Origin of the sequence: Pseudomonas sp. GL-B-19, assembly GCF_019956415.1 — a bacterium.
GTDB lineage: Bacteria > Pseudomonadota > Gammaproteobacteria > Pseudomonadales > Pseudomonadaceae > Aquipseudomonas.
The window spans coordinates 23323-40437 of the sequence record NZ_JAHBDK010000051.1; the positions used below are offsets into that span (position 1 = coordinate 23323).

The window sequence follows — 17115 nt, forward strand, 5'->3', positions numbered from 1 at the left end:
GCAGGAGGCAGTGCACGCGAGACTGTAATGCAACAGTGTAACGTACTGCTTTGAGTGTCGACGGCAAATGCTCTGTTTTAAACAAAATGGAACAAAATGGCCGTTAACCGGCCTCCACCCGATTGCGCCCGGCGTTTTTAGCGCGATACAGTGCCTGATCGGCTCTTTTGAGTGCCATATCGGTATGTTCGCCGGGTTTTAGCGCCGTAAGACCCATGGAAATAGTGATGGTTACGCGCTCACCTTTAAAGTGGAAAGGGCAGGCCTCGATCGAGGCGCGCAAGGTTTCCAGCAGTTTTGCGCCGACTGCCGGCACCGTGCAGGGCATCAGGAGCACAAACTCCTCACCACCAAATCGCGCGATGAAATCGGTGTCGCGCAGGCGCTTGCGCAGTACGTTGGCGATGATTTTCAGCACCTTGTCGCCTGCCAGGTGGCCATAGTTGTCATTGATACTTTTGAAGTGATCGAGATCGAGCATGGCCAGCAACAGGGTATTGCCGTGCCGCTGCCATTGACTGACTTCGTGATCCAGGCGTTCGCTCCAGGCGGCTCGATTGGGCAGGCCGGTGAGCGGATCAATCAGCGCTTTCTGCCGCTGCTCTTCAAGGTGTTCACGATAACCCAGCGCTTCCTGCTCCATGTGCGCCACCCGTTCAGCCAGACTGTGTAACCGTGCGGCTACCGCTTGTTCACGCTCGTCACGCTGCTTCTTGTGGTGATCCATGGTGCCCAGCAGGCCTTCAAGATGGTTCTCCAGGACGAGCTTGAGGTCGTCCAGGTCCGCCGCTTCCTGCATGCTGCTGTGCAAGCCGTCGACCTGTTCGCGGATCTGCGTATCCATCTGGCGCGCCGCAGAGCGGCTGTCGGCGTGGCCTTCGCTGGCAGCCTGCAAGTTACTCTGGAAGGACTCCAGGCGTTCATTGAGTTGCTGTAAATAGGCTTCGAATTCATGCTGGCCGCTGTCGTTTATCGCCAGCATCAAGGTCGCTAGATCGTCGAGGATCGGAATCAATTCATACCAGTTCAAACCATTTTGCAGGCGATCACGCATCGCTTCGGCTTGTGGTCGGTGGCGTTCCGGTAACGTCAGATCGTCGAGCAGGCCCAGCAGTGTGTCTTCGATGTGTTTGGCAACCGAGCTGTATGACGGCTCCGGCGAGTCGGGCAAGGCGTAGAGAAGGGGCTCTGGTTCGCGGTGCTCAGGATCAATAGTCGTGAATGCCGGGGTCAGCTCATCAGGATTGATTGCCGGTTGAATCAGCGTGGCGGGTGCGAGGAAGGGAGGGGTGGGCTCTTCCGGGTGTTCATTGTCCGACGCTGTTTGTGGTTCCGGAATTGGCGCACAGACAGCGATTGCCTCAAGGGCGGTCGTGACGAGCGCCGCCACTTCACAGGCGGTGGCCGCTGGCAGTGTGACTGACGGCCGGTCCTCATTCGGTGCGTGATCGACATGCGCAATCTCGGCAGCCGGTTCCACAGGCTGCGCAGCCGTTGTGTGAACGGCAGGAGCGGCGACCTGTAGCACTTCCTCGTCAGCTTCGCGGCTGCCGAACAGTCTCTGTAGAAAACCGGGCCGCTCGGGCTCCGCGGGGTTCTCCAACTGACTCAAGGCATCGCCTTGCAGGCCGCTCAGTTCGCTGAGCAGCAACGGAATTTCGCGAGCCTGACTGACTCTTCCCTCGAGCTTTTTGGCAAAGCTCTTGAGCGGCCGGCTCACTTCCCGGGGCAGCGGCAATGATTGCAGTTGCGCGACCAGCGCAGTCAGTGCGGCGCTGGTCTGATTGATTCGGGTTTCCCGGCGCTTCTCGGAATCGAGCACGGCTTTTTCGAGTCGCGGCAGCAGGGCGGCCAAGCCGGCGTCCATGTCATCGGTGCGCACGACGTCGCGCATTTCTTTCATGCATTGGTCGACGGCGAGGTCAGTTCCCTCCGCAGCCAGCGTGCTGCGCACCAACCCACGGCGCAGCAGGTCGAGCCGGGCGTCCCAGCGACGTTCAAGCTTTTCCTGTTGTTCGATGCTTTGGAGGTATTTCTCTTTCCAGCGCTGTGTTTCGTCGCTCATTCATGGGGTCCGCGAGGGGCAGGGCTCAACGCGGGTAATGCATCTGCCGTGAGCGAACCCGGCAGACGAATCTCTACCGCGACCGGCAGGTGATCGGAAATGGGCTGTGCCAAGACCTCGACCTTTTCAAGGGTCAGCGTCGGGCTCAGTAGAATATGGTCCAGGCAGCGCTGTGGGCGCCAACTGGGGAAAGTCGCTTCCAATTGAGGCGCGAGCAAGCCGAGGTCACGCAACGGGGAGTTTTGCAGCAAGTCACTGGCATGGGTATTCATGTCGCCCATCAGTACCTGGTGTTTATAACCGCCGATCAACTCGCGGATGTAGGCAAGTTGCAGGCTGCGCACGCGAGCGCCCAGCGCCAGATGCATCATGACCACCACCAACGCCTCCGGACCTTCGCCGAAGCGCACCAGAATCGCTCCGCGACCCTTGGGGCCCGGAAGCGGGTGATCTTCAATGACCCACGGGCGCAATCGGCTGAGCACGCCATTGCTGTGTTGGCCGAGGCGACCGAGGTTGCGATTGAGTTGTTGATACCAGTAGGGGAAGGCGCCGAGTTGCGCCAGGTGTTCGACTTGATTGACGTAGCCTGATCGCAGGCTGCCGCCATCGGCTTCCTGCAAGGCGACCAGATCGAAGTCGCCCAGCAGGTTGCCGATCTTTTGCAGGTTGTCGGCACGCCCGGTGTGCGGCAACACATGTTGCCAGCCTCGGGTCAGATAATGCCGATACCGCTCGGTACTGATGCCGACCTGGATATTAAAACTGAGCAAGCGCAGACGACTGTCTGCGGGCAAGCCCGTCGACTCCAGGTGATGTTCGTTGACCCGTGGATCATGCAGGCCAACAACGCGTTCAGTTCCCCAGCGGCGCATGGCAGTCGCTTCGCTTAGTTGGCGGCAGCCTTGTTAGCCGCTCGCTCTTTGTCGACCAGTGTATCGGCCAGTTTCAGGGCTTGCTCGGCACCGCCGGCAGAACCCACGTCAAAGCGATATTTGCCGTTGACGATCATGGTCGGTACGCCAGAGATTTCGTACTTCTTCGCAAGTTCTTTGGCTTTGTTGATCTGGCCCTTGATGGCGAAGGAGTTGAAGGTGGCCAGGAACTTGTCCTTGTCGACGCCCTGAGTGGCCAGGAACTCTGCCATATCTTCTGGATCAGTCAGTTTCTTGTGTTCTTTCTGGATTGCTTCGAACACCGCTGCGTGGACCTTGTGCTCGACGCCCATGGCTTCAAGGGTCAGGAACATTTGGCCGTGTGCGTCCCATGGGCCGCCGAACATGGCTGGAATACGCACGAAGTTCACGTCGGACGGCAGCTTCTCGACCCAAGGATTGATCACCGGTTCGAACGCGTAGCAGTGCGGGCAGCCATACCAGAACAGTTCCACGACTTCGATCTTGCCAGGCACGGCGACCGGAACCGGATTGGTCAGTTCGACATAAGGGGCGGCGGGGGCTTCGGCGGCTTGGGCAGTCATGCCGAACAGGCTGGCAGCGACGAGTGCGGCGCTGATGATCAGATTACGCATGCTTTACTCCTGGACAATTTTGGTCGCCTCGCGCGACCTGTTTTCAGACAGGTCTTGGCGGGCTTGAGTTCTGTAGTGTAACGGCAGCGGCCACAAAAAAGGGCGGCCTAAGCCACCCTTTTTATACTTGCTGCGACGGATTAATCGAGCGTTAACATTGCAAGAGATGTTCATCGCTCGCTACGCTCGATCAACCGGCCTTAGTGCAGGCCTTGAATGTAACTGGACACGGCGGCGATATCTTCGTCGCTCAGCTTTTTAGCGATGGTCTGCATGGTTTTTGCATCGCCATCGTTGGTACGTCCACCTTCTTCCTTACGGAAATCGGTCAGTTGCTTGGCGACGTATTGAGCGTGCTGGCCGCCCAGGTGCGGGAAGCCGGCAGCTGGGTTACCCACGCCATTGGGCGAGTGGCAACCAGTGCAGGCTGGCAGGCCCTTGGCCAGGTCGCCGCCACGGAACAAGGCTTCACCGCGAGCCACGATTTTAGGGTCGGCTGCGCCAACACTGCCGTTTTGTTTGGCGAAGTAGGCAGCGATATCAGCCAGATCCTGATCGCTCAGGTTGGTCAGCAGGCCGGTCATTTCCAGAACAGTGCGCTTACCCGACTTGATGTCGTGCAGCTGTTTGGTCAGGTAGCGTTCACCCTGACCTGCCAGTTTTGGAAAGTTAGGCGCCATGCTGTTGCCATCCGGGCCATGACAGGCGCCACATACTGCGGCTTTCGCCTGACCAGCAGTCGCATCACCTGCAGCATGGGCAATGCCGGAGATCCCCACGGTCAACAGCAGACTCACGATCAATTTGTTCATCAGCTAATCCAACTACGGCTAAGGGTTAAAGAGTTATGGACCGGGATCACTCGCTCATCCACTGGATGATTGCCTGGTAATCCTCGGCACTGCAGTCCATGCACAAACCACGCGGCGGCATCGCCTTGAAACCCTGGGTCACGTGTTGCACCAGCGTCTCCATACCTTTCGCCAACCTCGGCGTCCAAGCTTCCTGATCGCCCTTTTGAGGGGCCATGGGTAGTTGGCCGGAATGACAGGCACCACAAACACGGTTGTACACAGCTTCCGGATCCTGTGTAGCCTGAGCGCTGTAAAGCGGTATCAAGACACCGGCAGCTAGCAGCCATTTCGTCATAAAACGACCTTTTCAGGGTTGAGAGCGTTCTGCGTTCTAATGCGCAATCATGGTCAATCGCTCTCGTGAACTTCATCCTTCGCTGGGACAAAGCGCACACAAAATCTGCGGCATTATATACTGGCGTCACTGAAACGGAAACGACACCGCTTGCCGCGTCCATTCCCGGCGCCGCCCACATCGGAAATCCCATGCAACTCAAGAATCCCATCCTCGGCCTGTGCCAACAGTCCACCTTCATGCTCAGCGCTGCCAAAGTCGACCAATGCCCGGACGATGAAGGCTTTGAAGTGGCCTTCGCCGGCCGTTCCAACGCCGGCAAGTCCAGTGCGCTGAACACCCTGACGCACGCCAGTCTTGCGCGAACCTCGAAAACCCCGGGGCGTACGCAGCTCTTGAACTTCTTCAAGCTAGACGATGATCGTCGTCTGGTCGACCTTCCGGGTTACGGTTATGCAAAAGTTCCTATCCCGTTGAAGCTGCACTGGCAGCGTCACCTGGAAGCGTATCTGGGTGGTCGCGAGAGTTTGAAAGGTCTGATTTTGATGATGGACATCCGTCATCCAATGACCGACTTCGACTTGTTGATGCTCGATTGGGCTGTCGCCAGCGGCATGCCGATGCATATTTTGCTGACCAAAGCCGACAAGTTGACGTACGGCGCGGCGAAAAACGTCCTGCTCAAAGTTCAGGCAGATATCCGTAAGGGTTGGGGGGATGCCGTCAGTATTCAGCTGTTTTCGGCGCCAAAACGCCTCGGTCTGGAAGACGCCTACACTGTGCTGGCGGGCTGGATGGAGCTGGCGGACAAGGGTTGCGAAGCTGCTGAGTAAGGCCATTGAGGCAAATGGCAGGCAAAAAAAACCCCGGACTTCTATGGGGAGGGGGAAGTTCCGGGGCTCAAGTTCCGGACCGCTAGGGCGGGGTCCAGATTATCTGCCAACACTTAACACAACATAGGAGCATCGAAGGGCTTCACCAGCCATTCAGTAACTCTGAGTGGCGGTTGACGGGTTTAGTTCCGAAGAAGTTCCAAATCCATTGGAAATAAGTCCAAATATTTTTCGATATAAAGCGCTCCGCGTTTTCTGCTGCGGCGCTATGCCACAGCAGAAAACGCCTGTTCAGACGGCTCAGTGCGCCTCATCCCAGTTATTTCCCACCCCAACCTCTACCAGAAGCGGCACATCCAGCTTCGCGGCGTCGCTCATGTGGATGCGAATTTCTTCACGAACCTGATCGACCAAATCTTCACGCACTTCGAGAACCAATTCATCGTGCACCTGCAGGATGACTTTGGCGTCGAGGCCTGACGAAGTCAGCCAGTTATCCACAGCCACCATGGCTTTCTTGATGATGTCCGCCGCGGTGCCTTGCATCGGGGCGTTGATCGCTGTGCGTTCGGCACCTTTGCGCAGGGCCGGGTTTTTCGCGTTGATTTCCGGCAGGTACAGTCGGCGACCGAAAATCGTCTCAACAAAACCTTGCTCGGCAGCTTGGGCGCGAGTGCGCTCCATGTATTGCAGCACGCCTGGGTATCGGGCGAAATAACGGTCGATGTACGCTTGAGACTGCTTGCGATCCACACCGATCTGCTTGGCCAGGCCGAACGCGCTCATGCCGTAGATCAAGCCGAAGTTGATCGCTTTGGCGCTACGACGCTGATCAGTGGTCACATCCGCCAGTTCAACGCCGAAGACTTCGGCCGCGGTGGCTTTATGCACGTCCAGATCATTGCGGAAGGCGTGCAGCAACCCTTCGTCCTTGGCCAGATGGGCCATGATCCGCAGTTCAATCTGCGAGTAGTCCGCCGCCAGCAATTTGTAACCTGTGGGTGCAACAAACGCCTGACGAATGCGACGGCCTTCTGCGGTGCGGATCGGAATGTTCTGCAGGTTCGGATCGCTGGACGACAAACGCCCTGTTGCTGCGACGGCTTGATGATAGGAAGTGTGAATCCGTCCGGTGCGCGGGTTGATCTGTTCCGGCAGGCGATCGGTGTAGGTGCTTTTCAGCTTGCTCATCGAGCGGTACTGCATCAGCACTTTGGGCAGCGGGAAATCCTGCTCGGCCAGTTCCGCCAGTACGGCTTCGGCGGTGGAGGCCTGGCCCTTGGCCGTTTTGCTGAGCACCGGCAGGCCGAGTTTTTCGTACAGGATAACGCCCAGTTGCTTGGGCGAGCCGAGGTTGAATTCTTCGCCGGCGATGGCGAACGCCTCACGCTCCAGAGCGATCATCTTCTCGCCCAGTTCCACGCTCTGAATGCCCAGTAGGTTGGCATCGACTAGCGCACCCTGGCGTTCAATCCGCGCCAGCACCGGCACCAGCGGCATTTCGATTTCACTGAGGACTTTGCTGAGGCTCGGGATGGCATTGAGCTTTTCCTGCAACGTCTGGTGCAGGCGCAGGGTCACGTCGGCGTCTTCGGCGGCGTAAGGCCCGGCCAGTTCCAGCGAAATCTGGTCGAACGTCAACTGTTTGGCGCCTTTGCCGGCGATGTCCTGGAAGCTGGTAGTGGTGTGATTCAGGTACTTGAGCGCCAGGCTGTCCATGTCGTGGCGGGTCGCGGTTGAGTCCAGCACGTAGGATTCGAGCATGGTGTCGAAAGCGATGCCCCGCACGGTGATGCCGCAACTCTGATCACCGCCGATGGCGCAGTTGGCCAGGATATTCATGTCGAACTTGGCGTGCTGGCCAACCTTGAGCTTGTTCGGGTCTTCCAGAATCGGTTTCAGTGCGCGAAGCACGGTGTCGCGGTCCAGCTGATCCGGCACGCCCATGTAGGAATGGGTCAGCGGGATGTAGGCAGCTTCGTTGGCTTGTACCGCGAACGACAGGCCGACCAGTTGCGCCTGCTGCGCATCAATGCCGGTGGTTTCGGTATCGAAGGCGATCAGCTTGGCGTCGTTGAGCTTCTTCAGCCACAGGTCGAAATCAGCCTGGGTGAGGATTGTTGTGTATTTGAGCTCGGCCTCGACGGCGGCTTCTTCAACCACTGGCGCGGTCACTTCCTGGCCGGAGCGTTTGGCGTCGCGCTGGTTCTCTTCGAACCAGCTCTTGAACTCCAGCAAGGTGTACAGCTCGGCGAGCTTGTCGTGATCCGGTTTGCCCATTTGCAAGTCATCGAGGCCGATGTCCAGCGGCACGTCGATCTTGATGGTTGCCAGTTGGTAGGAGAGGAACGCCATCTCCTTGTGCTCTTCGAGCTTGGCCGGCAGGGTTTTCGCGCCGCGAATCGGCAGGGTCGGGACGATGTCGAGCTGTGCATACAGCTCGGTCAGGCCGCCGTTCACACCCACCAACAGGCCGGAAGCGGTCTTCGGGCCAATACCCGGAACGCCCGGGATGTTGTCGGAAGAGTCGCCCATGAGTGCCAGATAATCGATGATCTGCTCGGGAGCGACGCCGAATTTCTCCTTCACGCCCTCCACGTCCATGCTGCTACCGGTCATGGTGTTGACCAAGGTAATGTGGCCGTCGACCAGTTGTGCCATGTCTTTGTCGCCGGTGGAGATGATCACCGGGCGATCCGCCGCCGCACTGCTGCGGGCCAGGGTGCCGATCACGTCATCGGCCTCGACGCCTTCGACGCACAGCAGCGGGAAGCCCAGGGCGATCACGCTCTGGTGCAGTGGTTCGATTTGCACGCGCATGTCATCGGGCATGCTCGGACGGTTGGCCTTGTATTCGGCGTACATGTCATCGCGAAATGTCCCACCCTTGGCGTCGAACACCACGGCGAACGGACTGTCCGGGTACTGCTTGCGCAGACTCTTGAGCATGTTCAACACGCCCTTGACCGCACCGGTCGGCAGGCCTTTGGACGTGGTCAGCGGTGGCAGCGCGTGAAAGGCGCGGTACAGGTAAGAAGAACCGTCCACCAGGACGAGGGGGGCTTGGCTCATGAGCAGGATCAACCTTTTCGGCGGGTCCGGCGCTAGAATAGCGGGACCGTTGACGACAAAGGGACAAGGTTATCATGCGCACACTAAATCGCCTGTTGCTGGCTGGCTTGTTTGCAACTGTTCCATTGGCCGTCATGGCGGCGGACGATGCGCCGACACCGGAACCGGAAGTGACGATCCGCACGGAAGGGGACAAGGTCATTCAGGAGTATCGTCAAAACGGTTTCCTGTATGCCATCAAAGTCACGCCCAAAGGCGGCAAGCCGTATTTCCTGGTACGCGCAGATGGTACAGAGGCAAACTACATCCGCTCGGATCAGCCGGATATGCTGATTCCGGCGTGGGAAATTTTCACCTGGAAGTAGTTTCTTAATTTCAATCGGCGCTGGCTCACGAGCGGCGCCCGTACTGGCAGTTTAAACATGTCTGTGTTCACCCCCCTGGCTCGGCCCGAGCTGGAAACTTTTCTCGCCCCTTATGGCCTCGGCCGCCTGCTTGATTTCCAGGGGATTGCTGCCGGTAGCGAAAACACCAATTTCTTTATCAGTCTGGAGCAGGGCGAGTTCGTCCTGACCCTGGTTGAGCGCGGTCCGGTCGATGAAATGCCGTTCTTCATTGAACTGCTCGACGTCCTGCATGAGGCCGATTTGCCAGTGCCTTACGCCCTGCGCACCATCGACGGCGTTGCCCTGCGCGAACTGGCCGGCAAGCCTGCACTGCTGCAACCGCGACTGGCCGGCAAGCACATCAAGCAGGCCAACGCGCAGCACTGCGCGCAGGTCGGCGAGTTGCTTGCACACCTGCATCTGGCGACCCAGGCCAACATGATCAAGCGTAAAACCGATCGTGGTCTGGACTGGATGCTGGAGGAAGGCACGCAGTTTCTTTCTCATCTGAATGCCGAGCAAAGCGATTTGCTGAATCGGGCGCTGGATGAAATCGCCGAGCAGAAGGTAAAAATTCTGGCGTTGCCGCGCGCCAACATCCACGCCGACCTGTTCCGCGATAACGCGATGTTCGAAGGCACGCACCTGACCGGGTTGATCGACTTCTACAACGCCTGTTCGGGGCCGATGCTCTACGACGTGGCGATTGCCTTGAACGACTGGTGTTCGGACGAAGACGGGTTGATCGATGGACCGCGAGCGCGAGCATTGCTGGGGGCTTATGCGGCGTTGCGTCCGTTCACAGCGGTTGAAGCCGAACTGTGGCCGACGATGCTGCGCGTGGCGTGCGTGCGGTTTTGGTTGTCACGGTTGATCGCGGCAGAGTCTTTTGCCGGGCAGGACGTGTTGATTCACGATCCGATGGAGTTTCAGTTGCGGTTGGCACAGCGGCAGAAGGTCAGCACACCGCTGCCTTTCGCCCTTTAAAAGCTTCGCGAGCAGGCTCGCTCCCACAGGTTTACGGTGATCCATGTGGGAGCGAGCCTGCTCGCGATTGAGGCGAAGCCGAACAAGGTTTTACAGCGACTCCAGACACCCCGCCAAATCATTCCCCAACTTCTCCAGCACCTGCTCATACCCCTGAGCGGTCGCCGGTGTATATCCGCCCAGCGCATCCAGTTCCGCCAGTTTCACCGGCAGACCCGTTACTAACGTTTCCGCCAGGCGCGGACGTAATGGCGGCTCACTGAACACGCACGTCTTGCCGACTTCCTGCAACCGCGCGCGCATCGCCGCGACGTGCTGGGCACCGGGCTGTACTTCGGCGGCGACGCTGAATACGCCAGTATGCTTAAGGCCATAGGCGTCTTCGAAGTAGTCGAAGGCTTCGTGGAACACGAAGTACGGCTTATCTGCGATCCCCGCCAGCCGCGCCTTCAAGCGCTGGTCCAGCGCGTCCAGTCGCTCATTGAACGCCTTGAGGTTGCTCTGATAGCGCGGCGCATTGTCCGGGTCGGCAGCGCTCAGGTCGGCGGCCATTTTTGCAGCGATCACTCGGGCATTAGCCGGTGACAACCACAAATGCGCGTCCAGACTGCCTGGGCGATGATCGTGGTCATGCTCATCAGCATCTTCGGTGTGGGAGTGACTGTCTTCGGCGAAGCGACGCAATTTCAGCCCCGGCAAATCCTGCACGGCGACGCTCGGCAGCGTACGACCATTCAGCACGCGCGGCAGGAAGCCCTCCATGTCCGGCCCGATCCAGTACACCAGATCGACCGATTGCACCTTTCGTACGTCGGAAGGGCGCAAGGCATAGCTATGCGGCGAAGTGCCAGGTGGCAGCAACACTTCCGGAACCGCTACGCCATCCTGCACCGCAGCGGCAATCAACTGCAGGGGTTTGATGCTGGTGAGGACTTTGACTTCGGCATGCGCCGAACCGATCAGCAAAAAACTTGCGATAAATGCGACAAAAAAAGAAAAAAGTCGGGACACGATGACCACTCGAAGAGGCGAGAACGAGTAACATAATAACGTCTCTCACAAAACTCGTCGCCGCTCATGCCTAAAACACCGATTGCCAGCCGTCCCCACGACCACTCTCATTGCGTGCATAGCGCATTGTCTGAGGCGGATGCCTTGTGCGCACATCAGGGACTGCGTCTGACCGCGTTGCGCCGGCGAGTGCTGGAGTTGGTGTGGCAAAGCCACAAACCGTTGGGTGCCTACGACATTCTCGCGGTGCTCAGTGAGCAGGATGGCCGTCGCGCCGCGCCGCCGACGGTGTACCGCGCACTGGATTTCCTCTTGGAAAACATCCTCGTGCACCGCATCTCCTCGCTCAACGCCTTCGTCGGCTGCAATCATCCGGGGCACGCCCACCAGGGGCAGTTCCTGATTTGCCGCGAATGCCACGCCGCCATTGAGCTCGAACAGAAGTCCATCAGTGACGCGATTGTGATGAGTGCCAAGGATGTCGGTTTTGTAGTCGAAGGCCAGACCGTTGAAGTGGTCGGTCTCTGTTCGGGCTGCCAGGGGGCTTGATGAGCAACGCGCTGATCCGTCTCGAGCAGGTTGCTGTCACGTTTGCCGGGCAAAGCGTGCTGGATAACATCGAGCTGAGCGTCGAGCCGGGGCAGATCGTCACCCTGATCGGCCCTAACGGTGCCGGCAAGACCACGCTGGTGCGCGCGGTGCTCGGTCTGTTGAAGCCAACCAGCGGCAGCGTCTGGCGCAAGCCGAAACTGCGCGTGGGTTACATGCCGCAAAAACTTCACGTCGATCCGACGCTGCCGCTGTCGGTGCTGCGCTTTTTGCGGCTGGTGCCGGGTGTGGACCGCGCGATGGCGTTGGCGGCACTCAAGGAGGTCGGTGCCGAACAGGTGATCGACAGCCCGGTACAAAGTGTTTCCGGCGGTGAAATGCAGCGCGTGCTGCTGGCCCGGGCGCTGCTGCGCGAGCCGGAACTGCTGGTGCTCGACGAGCCGGTGCAAGGCGTCGACGTGGCGGGTCAGGCTGAACTTTACAACCTGATTACGCGCCTGCGTGACCGTCACGGTTGCGGCGTGCTGATGGTTTCCCACGATTTGCACTTGGTCATGAGCACCACCGACCAAGTGGTTTGCCTCAACCGCCACGTCTGCTGCTCCGGGCATCCTGAGCAAGTCAGCGGCGATCCTGCGTTTGTCGAGCTGTTCGGCAAGAACGCCCAAAGCCTGGCGATTTATCACCACCACCACGACCACGCCCATGACCTGCATGGCTCGGTCGTCACGGCGGCTCAACCCCACGTTCACGGAGATAGTTGCAAGCATGGCTGATTTTCTGCTCTACGCCCTGCTTGCAGGTTTGGCTTTGGCGCTGGTGGCGGGCCCGTTGGGCTCGTTCGTGGTCTGGCGGCGCATGGCCTATTTCGGCGACACTTTGTCCCACGCGGCCTTGCTCGGCGTAGCGCTGGGATTCTTGCTGGATGTCAGCCCGACCGTTGCGGTGACCGTTGGCTGCTTGCTGTTGGCGGTGTTGCTAGTGACGTTGCAACAACGCCAACCGCTGGCGTCTGACACGCTTTTGGGAATTCTCGCACCGAGCACGCTCTCCCTGGGCCTGGTGGTACTAAGCTTCATGCACGAAGTGCGGATCGACCTGATGGCGTATCTGTTCGGCGACTTGCTGGCGATCAGCCCGACCGATCTGGCCTGGATCCTGGGTGGCAGCGCTGCCGTATTGGCGTTGCTGGTGACGTTGTGGCGGCCAATGCTGGCCATCACTGTGCATGAAGAGTTGGCCAGGGTCGAAGGATTGCCGGTGGCGTCGTTGCGTCTGACCCTGATGCTCTTGATCGCCGTGGTGATTGCTGTCGCGATGAAAATCGTCGGCGTATTGCTGATTACGTCGCTGTTGATCATCCCGGCGGCTGCCGCACAACGTCACGCCCGGTCACCGGAGCAGATGGCACTGGGCGCGAGCCTGCTTGGCATGCTCGCGGTCTGTGGCGGTTTGGCATTGTCGTGGTTCAAGGACACACCGGCGGGCCCCTCTATTGTTGTGACGGCTGCCGCACTGTTTCTGCTGAGTTTTGTCCTGCCCCGTCGAGGGGTGTAGACTTGCTCGTTTTTTGCGCAAATAGAGAGTCGCAGGAATGAAGTTGTTCGCCTCCCGTTATCTGCTCCTTGTCGCATTTTCTTTGCTGCTGGGCGCCTGCCAAAGCACGCCACCGGCGGCCCCAGAGGCCTCTGAGTCTCGGGCTACGGCCATCGCGCAGCTGGAACAAAGCCTCGCCAGCAGCGAGTTGGCCACCGCCGAAGATCAACTGGCCACCTTGCAGGCCCAGTCACCCAACGACCCAACCCTTGAGCAATACCAACGGCAACTGGCCGAGGCGTATCTGCGCCGTAGCCAAATCGTGCTGCAAAAAGGCGATGTGAATGCCGCCGCCACCGCGTTGAGTCGTGCCCGGGCCCTGATGCCGAAAGCCCCGGCGCTGACTGGCGGGGTGAACAACGCCATTGTTACTGCCCGCAAAGCCGAACTGGATAAAGCGGAAGCCGATCTTCAAGCCGCTGAAGCCCAACCCCACGCGAAGGTGATTGATCCAACGGCCGAAAGCACCACCGTTGCGTTGAATCTCACCGATATGGCGAAACTTCGTCGCCAACTCGATGCCATCGCCGCCGATGTGGTGAATTTTAACTGCGACGTGAGCATTCAGGTCCCGCGCACCGATGATTATCCCTGGCTGGCGACGTTGCTGACCAAGCGGGTGACGAAGCTGGATGCGGATTTTGATCTGAAGCTGGAGAGACAGATTCTACGCAACATTCCGGCGCAGATGGTTCTGAGTCCTCGTAAATCCTGAAAGCATCGCGGGCTTGCCCGCGATGGCGTCTTTCCTGGCACCACATCCCTTCAGGCCGGAATCGCCTTGGCCTTAGGCTCCCGATCCCAAACCCGATGCTGCCCGATCGCCGCAAAAAACGGCTTGATCAGCTTCGCATCCGTCCCCATGATCAACCCCGCATCAGCCTCCAGCTTCAACACATCCAGCAACTGCTTCACCTCGTCATGCAGCGCAATCGCCTTCAAGTGCTTATAGGCCTCCAGCGGGTGTCGGTACCGGCCAATTCGCTTTTGGTGGGGGCAGGCTTCTTGATACTCATCCGTCCAAACTCCTCGTTGCGATTCCCGCCGTAGCCAGGATTCTTGTGCATTCCCCAGGTACGGCACCGGGGCGTAGTCGAGTTGCCTTATTAGTGACTGATGGGGTTTTTAGCCGTTCCTTTTTTATGACCTTTGATCGCGTTATTGCCAAATCGAAGGATGAATGCGGAATAAATGCTAATAACCTCTATACGGACAGGCTAAAATGCGCGCCCGGCTAACCGCTGATCCTTTTCTAACGCGCCCCACAAGGTTCGCTACGTGATCGAGTTTCAAAACGTCCACAAAACCTACCGCGTCGCCGGTAAGGATATTCCCGCCCTGCATCCGACCAGTCTGACGATTGAGAACGGTCAGGTTTTCGGCCTGATAGGTCATTCCGGTGCGGGAAAAAGTACCCTGCTGCGTCTGATCAATCGCCTGGAGAACTCCAGTGGCGGCAAGATCATCGTCGACGGCGAAGAAGTCACTGCGCTGGATGCCAACAGCCTGCGACGCTTCCGTCAGCAAGTCGGGATGATTTTTCAGCACTTCAACTTGCTGGCGTCGAAGACGGTTGCGGACAACGTCGCGTTGCCGCTGACCCTCGCCGGCGAATTGTCGCGCAGCGAGATCGACCTGCGCGTGGCCGAATTGCTGGCGCGGGTGGGTTTGTCCGATCACGCCAAGAAGTACCCGGCGCAGTTGTCCGGTGGCCAGAAGCAGCGTGTCGGCATTGCCCGCGCCTTGGCGACCAAGCCGAAAATCCTGCTGTGTGACGAAGCCACCAGCGCCCTGGACCCGCAGACCACTGCGTCGGTTCTGCAATTGCTGGCCGAGATTAACCGCGAGCTGAAGCTGACCATCGTCCTGATCACCCACGAGATGGACGTGATCCGCCGCGTTTGCGACCAGGTGGCGGTAATGGACGCCGGTGTGATCGTCGAGCAAGGCTCGGTGGCCCAGGTGTTCCTGCATCCGAAACACCCGACTACCAAGCGTTTTGTGCAAGAAGACGAGCAGATCGACGAAAGCGAACAACGCGATGACTTCGCTCACGTGCCGGGCCGCATCGTGCGTCTGACCTTCCAGGGCGACGCGACCTATGCGCCGTTGCTGGGCACCGTCGCCCGGGAAACCGGTGTGGACTACAGCATCCTGGCCGGCCGTATCGACCGCATCAAAGACGTCCCTTACGGGCAACTCACTCTGGCCGTCACCGGTGGCGACATGGACGCGGCGTTTGCCCGTTTCACCGCGGCTGACGTCCACATGGAGGTGCTGCGCTAATGGAAGCCCTGACTGCTTTCTTTGCCAATATCGACTGGTTCGAAATCTGGCTGGCCACCGGCGACACGCTGCTGATGCTCGGCGGTTCGTTGTTGTTCACCGTGTTGCTCGGCTTGCCGCTGGGTGTGCTGCTGTTCCTGTGCAGCCCTCGCCAGTTGCTGGAAGCCAAAGGCGTCTACGCGATGCTGTCGCTGGTGGTGAACATCCTGCGTTCGCTGCCCTTCATCATCCTGTTGATCGTGATGATTCCGTTCACCGTGCTGATCACCGGTACGTCGCTGGGTGTCGCCGGTGCGATCCCGCCGTTGGTGGTGGGTGCTACGCCGTTCTTCGCCCGACTGGTGGAAACCGCGCTACGTGAAGTGGATCGCGGCATCATTGAAGCGACCCAGGCCATGGGCGCGACGACGCGTCAGATCATCACCAATGCCTTGTTGCCAGAAGCGCGTCCGGGCATTTTTGCAGCGATTACGGTGACGGCAATTACATTGGTGTCCTACACGGCAATGGCCGGTGTGGTCGGCGCTGGCGGTCTGGGCGACCTGGCGATCCGGTTCGGATACCAGCGTTTCCAGACGGATGTGATGGTCGTGACGGTGGTGTTGCTGCTGGTGCTGGTTCAAGTGCTGCAAACCGTTGGCGACAAATTGGTTGTCCATTTTTCTCGTAAGTAAGACATGAGCCGGCCATTCGCTGGCAGGCGCCAAACGGGCGCCTCATATGGAGTTAGCTGAATGAAAAAACTACTCGTCGCGTTTGCTGCTGTTGCGGCTTTTTCCGCCCATGCCGACACCCTGACGGTCGCGGCCACCCCGGTCCCGCACGCAGAAATCCTCGAATTCGTGAAACCGGCCCTGGCCAAAGAAGGCGTGGACCTGAAGGTCAAAGTCTTCACCGACTACATTCAGCCGAACGTGCAGGTGGCGGAAAAACGTCTGGACGCCAACTTCTTCCAGCACCAGCCATACCTCGATGAGTTCAACAAGGCCAAGGGCACCAATCTGGTCGCTGTTGCCGGTGTTCACCTGGAACCGCTGGGCGCTTACTCCAGCAAGTACAAAGCGCTGACCGAGTTGCCGGGCGGCGCCAATGTGGTGATCCCGAACGACGCCACCAACGGCGGCCGTGCGCTGTTGCTGCTGGCGAAGGCAGGCCTGATCAAGTTGAAGGATTCGAACAACATCCTGTCGACCGTGAAGGACATCACCGAGAACCCCAAGGATCTGAAATTCCGTGAACTGGAAGCCGCGACCATCCCGCGCGTGCTGACCCAGGTCGACCTGGCGCTGATCAACACCAACTACGCGCTGGAAGCCAAGCTTGATCCGGCCAAGGATGCGCTGGTCATCGAAGGCAACGACTCGCCTTACGTGAACATCCTCGTGGCCCGCCCTGACGACAAGGACAGCGAAGCGATGAAGAAACTGGTTGCCGCGCTGCACAGCCCGGAAGTCAAAGCCTTCATCCTCGAGAAGTACAAAGGCGCGGTATTGCCGGCGTTCTGAAATTGAAGGGGACGCAGAGCGTCCCTGGCTGCATTACCACGCAGAGCGTGGGAACGATTGGGGCGCATTCAATGCGCCCCATTTTTTTATGCCTGAAACACCGACCCCTGTAGGAGCCCGGCTTGCCGGCGATGGCGTCCGTGAG

At 59.0% G+C, this 17115-nt stretch carries 17 protein-coding genes and 1 pseudogene; 10 read left to right on the forward strand and 8 right to left on the reverse strand.

Features of this window, described 5'->3' with window-relative positions; translation table 11 throughout:
• Positions 1-103: 103 nt before the first annotated feature.
• The 5 genes from KGB06_RS20155 to KGB06_RS20175 all read right to left on the reverse strand — a co-directional run bounded on the left by KGB06_RS20155 (position 104) and on the right by KGB06_RS20175 (position 4745).
• Positions 104-2065, reverse strand: coding sequence for a GGDEF domain-containing protein (locus tag KGB06_RS20155; protein WP_223518892.1), 1962 nt, complete (start codon positions 2063-2065; stop codon positions 104-106).
• Complete coding sequence (locus KGB06_RS20160; RefSeq protein ID WP_223518894.1) at positions 2062-2940, reverse strand: endonuclease/exonuclease/phosphatase family protein; 879 nt, start codon at positions 2938-2940, stop codon at positions 2062-2064. Before KGB06_RS20160 ends, KGB06_RS20155 begins: the two co-directional genes overlap by 4 nt.
• Before the next feature lie 14 nt (positions 2941-2954).
• The gene (locus tag KGB06_RS20165; protein ID WP_223518896.1) at positions 2955-3596 is read right to left on the reverse strand and encodes a thiol:disulfide interchange protein DsbA/DsbL; all 642 of its coding nucleotides are present in this window, start codon (positions 3594-3596) and stop codon (positions 2955-2957) included.
• Between the two features lie 200 nt (positions 3597-3796).
• Positions 3797-4408 carry a c-type cytochrome gene (locus KGB06_RS20170; RefSeq protein WP_223518897.1) on the reverse strand — a complete coding sequence of 204 codons (612 nt, stop codon included), beginning with the start codon at positions 4406-4408 and terminating at the stop codon, positions 3797-3799.
• A 46-nt stretch (positions 4409-4454) separates the two neighbouring features.
• Positions 4455-4745, reverse strand: a complete 291-nt coding sequence (locus KGB06_RS20175; RefSeq protein WP_046031055.1) for a c-type cytochrome — start codon at positions 4743-4745, stop codon at positions 4455-4457.
• A 191-nt stretch (positions 4746-4936) separates the two neighbouring features.
• Here KGB06_RS20175 and yihA point away from each other — a divergent pair, with 191 nt between their 5' ends.
• Entirely contained in the window at positions 4937-5578 is a 642-nt protein-coding gene (yihA, locus tag KGB06_RS20180) for a ribosome biogenesis GTP-binding protein YihA/YsxC (RefSeq protein WP_223518900.1), read from the forward strand.
• A 300-nt stretch (positions 5579-5878) separates the two neighbouring features.
• Here the strand turns inward: yihA and polA are convergent, their stop codons facing one another.
• Complete coding sequence (polA, locus tag KGB06_RS20185) at positions 5879-8650, reverse strand: DNA polymerase I (RefSeq protein ID WP_223518902.1); 2772 nt, start codon at positions 8648-8650, stop codon at positions 5879-5881.
• 74 nt (positions 8651-8724) lie between these two features.
• Between polA and KGB06_RS20190 the strand changes: the two genes are divergently transcribed.
• Entirely contained in the window at positions 8725-9015 is a 291-nt protein-coding gene (locus tag KGB06_RS20190) for a DUF2782 domain-containing protein (protein WP_223518904.1), read from the forward strand.
• A 57-nt stretch (positions 9016-9072) separates the two neighbouring features.
• Positions 9073-10023, forward strand: coding sequence for a homoserine kinase (locus KGB06_RS20195; protein ID WP_223518906.1), 951 nt, complete (start codon positions 9073-9075; stop codon positions 10021-10023).
• Between the two features lie 90 nt (positions 10024-10113).
• On the opposite strand, the gene KGB06_RS20200 is transcribed toward KGB06_RS20195, so the two are convergent.
• Positions 10114-11034 (reverse strand): zinc ABC transporter substrate-binding protein, encoded by a 921-nt coding sequence (locus KGB06_RS20200; RefSeq protein WP_223518908.1) that lies wholly within the window; start codon positions 11032-11034, stop codon positions 10114-10116.
• 66 nt (positions 11035-11100) lie between these two features.
• Between KGB06_RS20200 and zur the strand changes: the two genes are divergently transcribed.
• From zur to KGB06_RS20220, 4 genes are read left to right on the forward strand one after another with little or no spacing between them, the layout of a single operon-like run.
• Positions 11101-11583: a zinc uptake transcriptional repressor Zur gene (gene zur / locus KGB06_RS20205; protein ID WP_223518910.1), complete on the forward strand. Its 483-nt coding sequence runs from the start codon at positions 11101-11103 to the stop codon at positions 11581-11583.
• Positions 11583-12359 carry a zinc ABC transporter ATP-binding protein ZnuC gene (gene znuC, locus KGB06_RS20210; RefSeq protein ID WP_223518912.1) on the forward strand — a complete coding sequence of 259 codons (777 nt, stop codon included), beginning with the start codon at positions 11583-11585 and terminating at the stop codon, positions 12357-12359. Before zur ends, znuC begins: the two co-directional genes overlap by 1 nt.
• Positions 12352-13140 (forward strand): zinc ABC transporter permease subunit ZnuB, encoded by a 789-nt coding sequence (gene znuB / locus KGB06_RS20215; RefSeq protein WP_223518914.1) that lies wholly within the window; start codon positions 12352-12354, stop codon positions 13138-13140. Before znuC ends, znuB begins: the two co-directional genes overlap by 8 nt.
• 37 nt (positions 13141-13177) lie before the next feature.
• Entirely contained in the window at positions 13178-13894 is a 717-nt protein-coding gene (locus KGB06_RS20220) for a PA5502 family lipoprotein (RefSeq protein WP_223518916.1), read from the forward strand.
• 50 nt (positions 13895-13944) lie between these two features.
• Here the strand turns inward: KGB06_RS20220 and KGB06_RS20225 are convergent.
• Positions 13945-14139: pseudogene (locus tag KGB06_RS20225) on the reverse strand (hypothetical protein); the annotation flags it as partial.
• A gap of 318 nt (positions 14140-14457) precedes the next feature.
• Here KGB06_RS20225 and KGB06_RS20230 point away from each other — a divergent pair.
• From KGB06_RS20230 to KGB06_RS20240, 3 genes are read left to right on the forward strand one after another with little or no spacing between them, the layout of a single operon-like run.
• A complete protein-coding gene (locus KGB06_RS20230) occupies positions 14458-15465 on the forward strand; it encodes a methionine ABC transporter ATP-binding protein (RefSeq protein WP_223518917.1) in 1008 nt (335 codons plus the stop codon).
• Entirely contained in the window at positions 15465-16139 is a 675-nt protein-coding gene (locus KGB06_RS20235; protein WP_027926140.1) for a methionine ABC transporter permease, read from the forward strand. The genes KGB06_RS20230 and KGB06_RS20235 overlap by 1 nt, the downstream gene beginning before the upstream one ends.
• Before the next feature lie 60 nt (positions 16140-16199).
• On the forward strand, positions 16200-16970 hold the full coding sequence (locus tag KGB06_RS20240; protein WP_223518919.1) for a MetQ/NlpA family ABC transporter substrate-binding protein: 771 nt from the start codon (positions 16200-16202) through the stop codon (positions 16968-16970).
• Positions 16971-17115: the final 145 nt, after the last annotated feature.

Bases quoted from the DNA above. Each gene is read 5' to 3' on its own strand.
- KGB06_RS20240 (WP_223518919.1), top strand. From the start codon at position 16,200: ATGAAAAAACTACTCGTCGCGTTTGCTGCTGTTGCGGCTTTTTCCGCC.
- KGB06_RS20170 (WP_223518897.1), bottom strand. From the start codon at position 4,408: ATGAACAAATTGATCGTGAGTCTGCTGTTGACCGTGGGGATCTCCGGC.
- KGB06_RS20195 (WP_223518906.1), top strand. From the start codon at position 9,073: ATGTCTGTGTTCACCCCCCTGGCTCGGCCCGAGCTGGAAACTTTTCTC.
- KGB06_RS20165 (WP_223518896.1), bottom strand. From the start codon at position 3,596: ATGCGTAATCTGATCATCAGCGCCGCACTCGTCGCTGCCAGCCTGTTC.
- zur (WP_223518910.1), top strand. From the start codon at position 11,101: ATGCCTAAAACACCGATTGCCAGCCGTCCCCACGACCACTCTCATTGC.
- znuB (WP_223518914.1), top strand. From the start codon at position 12,352: ATGGCTGATTTTCTGCTCTACGCCCTGCTTGCAGGTTTGGCTTTGGCG.
- KGB06_RS20235 (WP_027926140.1), top strand. From the start codon at position 15,465: ATGGAAGCCCTGACTGCTTTCTTTGCCAATATCGACTGGTTCGAAATC.
- znuC (WP_223518912.1), top strand. From the start codon at position 11,583: ATGAGCAACGCGCTGATCCGTCTCGAGCAGGTTGCTGTCACGTTTGCC.
- KGB06_RS20155 (WP_223518892.1), bottom strand. From the start codon at position 2,065: ATGAGCGACGAAACACAGCGCTGGAAAGAGAAATACCTCCAAAGCATC.
- polA (WP_223518902.1), bottom strand. From the start codon at position 8,650: ATGAGCCAAGCCCCCCTCGTCCTGGTGGACGGTTCTTCTTACCTGTAC.
- KGB06_RS20190 (WP_223518904.1), top strand. From the start codon at position 8,725: ATGCGCACACTAAATCGCCTGTTGCTGGCTGGCTTGTTTGCAACTGTT.
- KGB06_RS20175 (WP_046031055.1), bottom strand. From the start codon at position 4,745: ATGACGAAATGGCTGCTAGCTGCCGGTGTCTTGATACCGCTTTACAGC.
- yihA (WP_223518900.1), top strand. From the start codon at position 4,937: ATGCAACTCAAGAATCCCATCCTCGGCCTGTGCCAACAGTCCACCTTC.
- KGB06_RS20220 (WP_223518916.1), top strand. From the start codon at position 13,178: ATGAAGTTGTTCGCCTCCCGTTATCTGCTCCTTGTCGCATTTTCTTTG.
- KGB06_RS20160 (WP_223518894.1), bottom strand. From the start codon at position 2,940: ATGCGCCGCTGGGGAACTGAACGCGTTGTTGGCCTGCATGATCCACGG.